We start from the raw sequence: 8,196 nt of genomic DNA, 5'->3' as shown, positions 1-8,196 counted from the left end.
AAAAATCGTTCTGAAAGCAGTTTGTTTACAGCAGTTGAAAGCCGGTATGGATTTGGAATTCGGTTGTTGGCCTGAAGGTAAATTGGGATAAAATGCGGATAAAAACTAATTTCTTCTCAGTAGTTTAAATCCAATTTCTCTTCCTTGTCCCTGAAACATAGCCAGGTTAATCCAAAACCAGGCGAATTGTTCCATCAGTTCAAATTTATCATTTCCTCCAATAGAATAGCAAGTTGGGAATCCGGCATCATGAGCCAGTTGTATTGCAATTTGCCTGGCTTTTTCACTGTCACCGGCAACAAATAAATCCAGGTTTACTCCCTGGTATTCCGGGTTTTGTAAGTTGTTGAAACCGGTGGTATTAAAGCACTTTACTACGTCTCGGGTTTGGGTATGGTCCAATATGGCATCCGTGGTGTTTTTGTAACCCTGAGGGCCTCGTCCCATCACAATGTTCATGGAGTCAATAATCACTTTTCCGGTAGTGTCACCTAAACTTTTTACCACTTCTACGGTGGCCATGGCGGGAGTGGAAATCAATATGACGTCGCTTTGTTTCACGGCCTCCGCCACATCAATTAAGGTTTCTTCTCCAAGCAAGAGTGCCAATTGTTTGTTTTTTTCACTCCAAGGAAACCTTGCTCCAATTTTAACTGAATGTCCTTTCTTTTGCCATTTTTGGGCAAGGGTTCCTCCAACATTTCCGGAACCGATGATTGCTATGTTCATGATATAGGTTTTAAATCATAAATACTTCGTACTTCTTTAAATTCTTCTTGCATATTCAGCTTTAAATCCAGCAATCTTCCTGTTTTAACATCAAATACCCATCCGTGAATTTTAGGGTAACCTGTTTTGTACCATGATTTCTGTACATGGTCAATTTTAATGATGTTGATGCATTGTTCTTTTACATTTAACTCAACCAGGCGATCAAACCGCTGCTGATTATCGGATATGGAATCTAATTCAGCTTTATGAAAGCGATACACGTCTCTTAAAGTTTGAAGCCAACTGTTTAACTGACCCATGTCGCTTGGGTTTAATGCAGCCTTTACACCACCACACTCATAATGGCCACAAACTATGATGTGTTTCACTTTCAAATGCTCTACGGCATATTGTACTACTGAATTCACATTGTTGTCGGTAGCAATTACCTGGTTGGCAATGTTTCGGTGAATAAATACCTCGCCGGGTTGAACTCCCATTAAATCTTCCGCAGTTACCCGACTGTCGGAACAGCCGATGTATAAAAATTCAGGCGTTTGTCCTTTCGCTAATTCGGAGAAATAATTGGGATTAATGGAAAGCTTATTTGCTATCCATTTTTCATTGTTTTCAAAGATTTTTTTAAAGTCCATAGTTCAGTTTTCGAGGTGTGAAATACGTTCCGGAATGAAATACATCGCCGGTACAATTAGAAATAATAGAAATGAAATATAGACCGAAGCTATACTAAGTATGGCTGCTGCCAAATATATTCCTAAGGCGATTCTGTTTTTCTTTTTGATTTTTATATGAGCCTGTTTGTTAATGTTTTCATACAGTAAGCATCTTTCAATAACATAGTTTCGGAGTAAAGTGAAAGAGAAGGCACACATAAAGAAATTTAAACCGTAGAAAAAGGAGGCTTGCCAAAGCAAATGGTTGGCGCCAATAAAATGAGTGCCGAAAGGAATCAGACTCATCCAAAACAGCAGGTGAATGCTATACCAAAGCAAGGCACGGTCGCTGTGTTTAATTTGGTGAAACAATTGGTGGTGGTTAACCCACATAATAGCTAACATCAAAAAACTAATGGTGTAGGAGGTAAATTGGGGAAGCAATTTAAGCAATTCGGTCCAAACAGTTTGCCCGGTTGGGATGTTTTGCAATTTCAAATCAAAAACCATGATGGTTATTAAAATGGCAATTACTCCATCGCTAAAGGCCTCTATGCGGCCGGTTGATAGTTGGTTTAATGGAGCCATTAGAACAAAAAGCCGTTCTCTGCTTCAGTTTTGTTTGTCAAAATGGGTAGCCCCAACATTTCCTGAAGGTCACGTTCAATCGTATTACACAGGGCAGTGAGGGGTACATCGGTAATTTTATTTTCAAAAGGATCTTCATTTACCTCTCCTACCTTTCCAATGACTGAGAAAACAAATGAGATTAATACCGATACCGGAATCATCCATTCGGTCATATTCAGTCTGTTAAAATCGGCAATTAAGGAAAATGGAAGCAATGTCATAAAGGTGTACAAAAACAATCGGGTAAAAAAGTCGTATTGTCGGAGCAGTGGAGTATTTTTAATTCGTTCACATCCACCTTGATAATTGGCTAAAGCCAGCAATTGTCCTTCCATTTGGAAACTATCGAAGCCTCCTAGGGTTCCATTTGCCATGGCTTCATAAATTTTCTTGCCGGTGAGTAGGTGTATATAGTTGGGTTTATTTTGGTTTTTTTTCAATTCTTCAAACTCTTGCGACGATAAGAAAGGTTTAATTTCATCCCAGTTTGTTTGTCTCCTAAGGTGTAAACGCAAGGCATGTACCCAGGCTATAAGTGCATAAACCATTTCCTTTTTAAAGTTTTCGCTTCGGGATTGGTTGAACTGAGCCTGATTAGAATGGCTATCGGTAAAAGTAATAACCAGCCTGGCTAACACCCTGCTTGAATTAACTATTCCTCCCCACAAGGTTCTAGCTTCCCACCAACGGCTGTATGAACTGTTGTTTCTAAAAGCGATAAAGATGGCCAATGCACTGCCTAAGATGGCTGCTACAGAGAACGGTAAGATTGGGAAACTCCATTCAAAGCGTTGTAAAATAAAAACAGAAAAAGCCATTAAGATGGAAAAGACCAATTCTGCCCAAACATACTGAACCACTTTGATGGGATTGAAATTTCGTTTTAGTATCATTGATTAAAATTCATGTCTGAAAAATCCACCTAGATTGTATAGCGTTGCCATGGTAGCTCTTCCGCTTTGGGTAAAGTCGGCGCCGAATCCAAATTGGTAAGAAGTTACTTGCAGGCCTAACCTTACTCTTTGGGTGAAGCTATAGTTAATTTCAGGACTGGATGGTAAGGAATTAACACTCTCCAATTGGGTAAACAAGTTTAGTTTTTCGGAAATTGCCGGGGAATAGCGAAACAAAATAAAATAGTCGAGGCTTGGTTTTTTCAAGGTTTCGCATACCAGCCAGGTGAACAGGGTTAGTTTTTTGCTCACATGAGCATATTGTAACCCTGCTTTCGGGAAAATTCCCCAGGAAAGTACCTGAACTACTGTTACCGGGGCAAAACCTTTGAGGATAGGATGGTTATAAGAAATGGCTTCGGTAAAGCCAAATTGGGGCAGAAAGGAAGTTCGGGTAATTCTGTAATCTATACTTGCCCTATTTCTATTAAAAAATAACCAGTGGGAAGGGTTGCCGGTTTTGGTTTTGAAGTACTTAAAAAACATAATATCGAGGGAAGTCCGCTCATGCCCGGCAAATACTTCTACCGGTATTTGGGCAATTCCAGTTCCCTGGAAAACAAACAGGGTAGTAATCCAGGCAAGAATTCTATTTTTCATGAGATAATAAACCTATGCGATTTCCCTCTGTATCGATAATAATGGCCGAAAAGCCGAATTTCCCCAGATCTATGAAGGGGGTCACCACCTTTCCACCTGCAAGTTCAACTTTGGCTACGGCTTCGGAGAGTTTCCCGAAGGAGTTTAGGTAAACCAGGGTTCCTTCAGCAGATGGTTTAAAATCGGTTCTAACAACAATGGATCCTCCAACTGCTTCGCCGGTTTGAAAAGGTACATTGAACAAAATAATTTCACCATTTCCAAAACTACCTTTTCGAACATTTCCGTTTAAGATTCCGAAATAAAAGTAAAAAGCTCTTTCCAAATCCAATGCTGGAATTTCAAACCAGTTTAGCGCATTCATAGTTAGGCTGAGGTTAAGGATTCAATAACTAATTCTGCTGCTGCTGTACCCGAATTTTGTTGCTGGCCGGTAATCAGGTTTCCATCCTGAATGACATAAGAACTGAAGGGTTGGGCAACACGGAAGAAGGTATTTGCTATTTTCCCGGCTTCATCTTCTATGCGGTAGGGCTGAATTTTTTGGCCTACAGCCTGATCAGCATAATCTTCCTCTGCATTGGCAAATCCGGTCCAGGTTTTGCCTTGAACTAATAATTCTCCATTCGATTTTTTTGCCTCCAGTAAAAGGGTTGTGGAATGACAAACGGCGCAAGCAGGTTTACCTGCTTCATAAAAGGAAACGAATAGTTTTTGTAAGTCTGTATTTCCTCTAAAAGTATACATAGGGCCTTGACCTCCCACCAGGAAAATTGCCTTGTATTCTTCCTGTTTCACCTCGGTTATTTTGCGGGTGTTTTCAAGCAATTGAATAAATTCAGGTTTTTGTAAATAACCCAATGAAATTATATCGTTTGCTGAGTAGCCACTGGCATCGGTTGGGTTGGAATAGGTATCCATTTCCAGTTTACCGCCCTGTGTAGAAGCCAACTCAATTTCATATCCGGCTTCTTGAAATACCCGCATGGGATGCGTTAATTCGGCTGCCCAGAATCCGATTGGCCAACCGGTTTGTTTGGAGATGGATGGGGAACTGGCTACCATTAGTATTTTTCCCTTAGAAGGTGAGCCGTGAGGGTGGACATAAGATTTGCGTTCGATTACCTGGTTCATGTTGGTTATTATTAATTGTATTCGTGTTTTGATCTTTGTGTAACTCTTTTCCAGAACATTGGAAAGCTATTCTATTGTTTAGGAATGGAAATTTTGACTTTGCAAAGGTGGGTGCTTATATTATCTTTGCAGCTATACTTACTCATTTTAGTGATACACACTTTTTGGAAAGTATAAGTAAAATCAATAGTTATAGCAATGCCCGAGTTTTTATTTAAGAACAAATTGTATTACAATCCGGTTGAATTTGCCATGGATCGGATAGGAGGTACCTGGAAAATGCCAATACTTTGGCGTTTAAAGGATAAAGTGATGCGGTATAGCCAGTTAAAGAAGGATATCCCTCATATTACGCATAAAATGCTAACCAGTCAATTAAGGGAGTTGGAAGACGAAGGATTTATTAGCAGAGAGGTGTTTCCGGTGGTACCGCCCAAGGTAGAGTATTCTATAACCAAACGGGGTGAAAATGCCATTGTAATAATTGCAGCCATACGTAATTATGGTTTAGAATTAATGAAGGATTTTGGGGTGGAGGATTCCAAAATAGATAAGCAACAAAAGGGGAGCTAGCAAATGCTAATTTTTTGCACTTCAGCCATCGGGTAGGGATAGCAGTGGAAAGCCCACAGACGCCCGCAGCGCTAGCTAAGGGCGGCGAGGACTTGGAACGAATAGCCCGGACCTGAGCCCGGTAAAAGTTTGGATGGAAGACTATATTTATGCGAAGGTACCCGCCTAAATAAATACATAAAACAAAAAGGCGGAATAGGGTTGTATGGTCCTATTCCGCCGAGGTGAAAAGGTAGGGCGGTTGGTTTATTCCTTGATCAATTTAAACACTTGATTTCCTGATTCATGGGTGATGGTTACAAAATAAAACCCTGGAACTAATTCTTGACCTAACTCGATGGGTTCATTGGAAAGGTTGGCTTGGTAATATACCTTGCCAGTAACGTCCCACACTCTAAATTCGACTTGTCCTTCTATTCCGTTTCGGGCAATCGTAAATCCGGCTTTTGATGGATTTGGATAAATACTGATCAAATTTGCCTGATTCGGATCTGATAACGGAAGTTGCTCTTCCCTCAAAATTCCCGGTGTTGTTACCAGGCAGGTGTCGCCAAATGCGCCTAATCCTCCGTTCATTTCAACTGCCACCGAAACCTGATAAGTAGTTCCAGGACTTAAAGGTGCCATAGCATGAACAAAACTTAAGCGGAAGGTATTGGAATTGTTTGGACTAATCCAGGTTTGATTGTAAGCTCCCGGACCAAATACATGGTAATGGTAACGGGTGGTTCCTACAACTCCATTGCTGGTTAGTTTTGAATTTAGCGCTGATACAGTAGTACCGCAATAGGCCGCCGACAATTGGGTTTGGTAATTGACAACCAGGTTACAAGCAGTTCCAAAGTCGGAAGTACCTGCATCACTTACCACAGCAACTCTTACCGCATAGGTTTCGCCATTGCGTAATCCGGTGAAATCGCGCAGGTAGAAGGTAGTAGCAGTTGTTGCTAGTACCTGGCTGTATCCCAGACCGGAATTGCTTAATTGCACCAAGTATGAATTTGCTCCGGTTGCAGGTTGAATTAATACACCTGAATTTGGCGATGTCATCAACCTTCCGCATTGATTTGATCTTAGGGTTGTTGGCGGTACCGGTGGAGTAGTTATTGAACATGGAGTTCCATAAGTTCCAATGCTTCCATTCATTATTACTGCCACCGAAACCTGGTAGGTTGTGTTAGCTAATAAGGGAGCTAATGCATGTACCGAACTCATTCTAAAGGAGTTGGAATTGGTTGGTGTTACAAAGGTTTGGTCGTAACCGAATGGACCTGTAACCCTGAAACTGTAATAGCTTGCACCAACAATACCATTGCAGGTTAACAAGGTGTTTAACGAACTTAGGCTAATTCCACAATTGGTGGAGCTAAGGGTGGTTTTGTAATCAACCTGGATTGTACAGGATGAACCGTAAGCTGTATTGCCATTTGGTGTAACTGCCGAAACTCTAACGGTGTAGCTTGTTCCGTTTCTTAAACCGGTAAAGGCATTTAAACGGAACGAATTGGTGGCTGTTCCGGTGTTGTAAACCTGAGAATAGCCTAATCCTGCATTGGTAATCCAGATGTTATAGGAGGTGGCGCCACTGATGGTTGAAAACACAATTCCGGAATTTGGAGAGTTGATGGTTGCCGAGCAGAACGTAGAAACCAGGGCTGTGGTTGGTCCAACCGGTGTGCTTACCTGACATGCATTACCCCAATCGCCCCAAATGCCGTTTAGTTTAACTCCAACCTCAACTGTATAAGAGGTTGAAAGGGTTACTGCCGGACTGAGTTGGTTGAAGCTAAAGGAGTTGGTTGGACCTCCTACCGTGAAAATGCTGAGGTATCCTTCTCCGTTACTTACCCGGAAGCGATAATCCTGGGCACCTGTAATCGGAACAGCAACCAAGGCTGTGGAAAGATTGGAAACTGTGATTCCGCAGGATGAAACGGCCAAATTGGTAACAGTACATTCTTCATCAATTTGTCCATTGCAATTGTCGTCGATTCCATTGCCACACAATTCCTGTGCTAATGGATGAATGGAGGCATTGGCATCGTTACAATCCAGGTTGTTGGTCACATAACCAACGGGTTGACTGCAGGCTTGGGTGGATTGTGCGGGGTTTCCGTATCCATCGTTGTCGGAGTCGAGGTAGAAGGTGGTGGTAACGCCTTCGTCGGTAAGTCCGTCGCAATCGTCATCCACTCCATTGCACACTTCAGTGGCATTCGGGTTGATGTTGGCATTGTTATCGTTACAATCGCCTCCAATTAATACCACTTGACCCGATGGGCAATTGGTACCGGCTACTGATCCGCCAAACCCATCTCCATCCAAATCCTGGTAGAACACGGTAGAACTGTTAATGGAGTTGTTAGCATCATTGCAATCGTTGCTATTGGAAACATAACCCAAAGGTTGATCACAATTGGTTACAAATTGGCTTGGGTCTCCAAATCCATCCTCGTCAGCATCCAGGTACCAGATTGGTGCCGGATTGGCGACAATTTGTATGGAAGCGGTATCGGGGCATCCGGCAGCCAGACTTCCTACCACGGTTAAAGTGGTGGTTTGGTTGGCTATCAAAAGGTATTGGTTCGAAGAGGAACTGTCATTTAACCAATAGTAAGATTCCATACCGGAGGCAGTAACATTAACTTCTTCACCGGCACAAACCGTGGTAGCACTTGCTGACAAGGTAACAACAGGGGCTGAATTTGCTCCAATAGTAACTGTAGAAGATTGGATATAACCTTCGGCATCGGTGATAGTTACTGAATAAGTACCGGGGGCAGCCTGAAGAGAGTCACCCGATTGTCCATTGCTCCATTGAATAACATAAGGAGCAAGTCCGCCATTTACCAAAGCTTTTGCTTTTCCATTGTTAGCTGATGCACAAGCTGCATTAGAGGTTTGGAAGGTTACATTCATAG

9 protein-coding genes are annotated in these 8,196 nt (G+C 42.0%); 1 reads left to right on the top strand and 8 read right to left on the bottom strand.

What is annotated here, in order from left to right:
• Window positions 1-105: 105 nt before the first annotated feature.
• Genes K1X82_13930 through K1X82_13900 form a run of 7 tightly spaced genes read right to left on the bottom strand, consistent with a single transcriptional unit; the run spans window position 106 to window position 4,702 of the window.
• On the bottom strand, window positions 106-729 hold the full coding sequence (locus K1X82_13930; protein MBX7183205.1) for an NAD(P)-binding domain-containing protein: 624 nt from the start codon (window positions 727-729) through the stop codon (window positions 106-108).
• Window positions 726-1,364, bottom strand: a complete 639-nt coding sequence (locus K1X82_13925; protein MBX7183204.1) for a carbonic anhydrase — start codon at window positions 1,362-1,364, stop codon at window positions 726-728. The genes K1X82_13930 and K1X82_13925 overlap by 4 nt, the downstream gene beginning before the upstream one ends.
• Window positions 1,365-1,367: 3 nt before the next feature.
• Entirely contained in the window at window positions 1,368-1,973 is a 606-nt protein-coding gene (locus K1X82_13920) for a DUF1211 domain-containing protein (protein MBX7183203.1), read from the bottom strand.
• Window positions 1,973-2,908: a hydrogenase gene (locus tag K1X82_13915; protein ID MBX7183202.1), complete on the bottom strand. Its 936-nt coding sequence runs from the start codon at window positions 2,906-2,908 to the stop codon at window positions 1,973-1,975. Before K1X82_13915 ends, K1X82_13920 begins: the two co-directional genes overlap by 1 nt.
• A 3-nt stretch (window positions 2,909-2,911) precedes the next feature.
• A complete protein-coding gene (locus K1X82_13910; protein ID MBX7183201.1) occupies window positions 2,912-3,568 on the bottom strand; it encodes a hypothetical protein in 657 nt (218 codons plus the stop codon).
• On the bottom strand, window positions 3,558-3,932 hold the full coding sequence (locus tag K1X82_13905; protein MBX7183200.1) for a VOC family protein: 375 nt from the start codon (window positions 3,930-3,932) through the stop codon (window positions 3,558-3,560). Before K1X82_13905 ends, K1X82_13910 begins: the two co-directional genes overlap by 11 nt.
• A gap of 2 nt (window positions 3,933-3,934) precedes the next feature.
• Entirely contained in the window at window positions 3,935-4,702 is a 768-nt protein-coding gene (locus K1X82_13900) for a type 1 glutamine amidotransferase domain-containing protein (GenBank protein MBX7183199.1), read from the bottom strand.
• A 198-nt stretch (window positions 4,703-4,900) separates the two neighbouring features.
• Here K1X82_13900 and K1X82_13895 point away from each other — a divergent pair, with 198 nt between their 5' ends.
• A complete protein-coding gene (locus K1X82_13895; protein ID MBX7183198.1) occupies window positions 4,901-5,275 on the top strand; it encodes a helix-turn-helix transcriptional regulator in 375 nt (124 codons plus the stop codon).
• A 246-nt stretch (window positions 5,276-5,521) separates the two neighbouring features.
• Here the strand turns inward: K1X82_13895 and K1X82_13890 are convergent.
• On the bottom strand, window positions 5,522-8,196 hold a 2,675-nt coding region (locus K1X82_13890), incomplete at its 5' end, for a T9SS type A sorting domain-containing protein (GenBank protein MBX7183197.1).

This window comes from Bacteroidia bacterium (assembly GCA_019695265.1).
GTDB lineage: Bacteria > Bacteroidota > Bacteroidia > JAIBAJ01 > JAIBAJ01 > JAIBAJ01.
This window is presented reverse-complemented; position numbering and strand designations above follow the sequence as displayed.

Bases quoted from the DNA above. Each gene is read 5' to 3' on its own strand.
- K1X82_13930 (MBX7183205.1), bottom strand. From the start codon at position 729: ATGAACATAGCAATCATCGGTTCCGGAAATGTTGGAGGAACCCTTGCC.
- K1X82_13915 (MBX7183202.1), bottom strand. From the start codon at position 2,908: ATGATACTAAAACGAAATTTCAATCCCATCAAAGTGGTTCAGTATGTT.
- K1X82_13900 (MBX7183199.1), bottom strand. From the start codon at position 4,702: ATGAACCAGGTAATCGAACGCAAATCTTATGTCCACCCTCACGGCTCA.
- K1X82_13905 (MBX7183200.1), bottom strand. From the start codon at position 3,932: ATGAATGCGCTAAACTGGTTTGAAATTCCAGCATTGGATTTGGAAAGA.
- K1X82_13910 (MBX7183201.1), bottom strand. From the start codon at position 3,568: ATGAAAAATAGAATTCTTGCCTGGATTACTACCCTGTTTGTTTTCCAG.
- K1X82_13925 (MBX7183204.1), bottom strand. From the start codon at position 1,364: ATGGACTTTAAAAAAATCTTTGAAAACAATGAAAAATGGATAGCAAAT.
- K1X82_13920 (MBX7183203.1), bottom strand. From the start codon at position 1,973: ATGGCTCCATTAAACCAACTATCAACCGGCCGCATAGAGGCCTTTAGC.
- K1X82_13895 (MBX7183198.1), top strand. From the start codon at position 4,901: ATGCCCGAGTTTTTATTTAAGAACAAATTGTATTACAATCCGGTTGAA.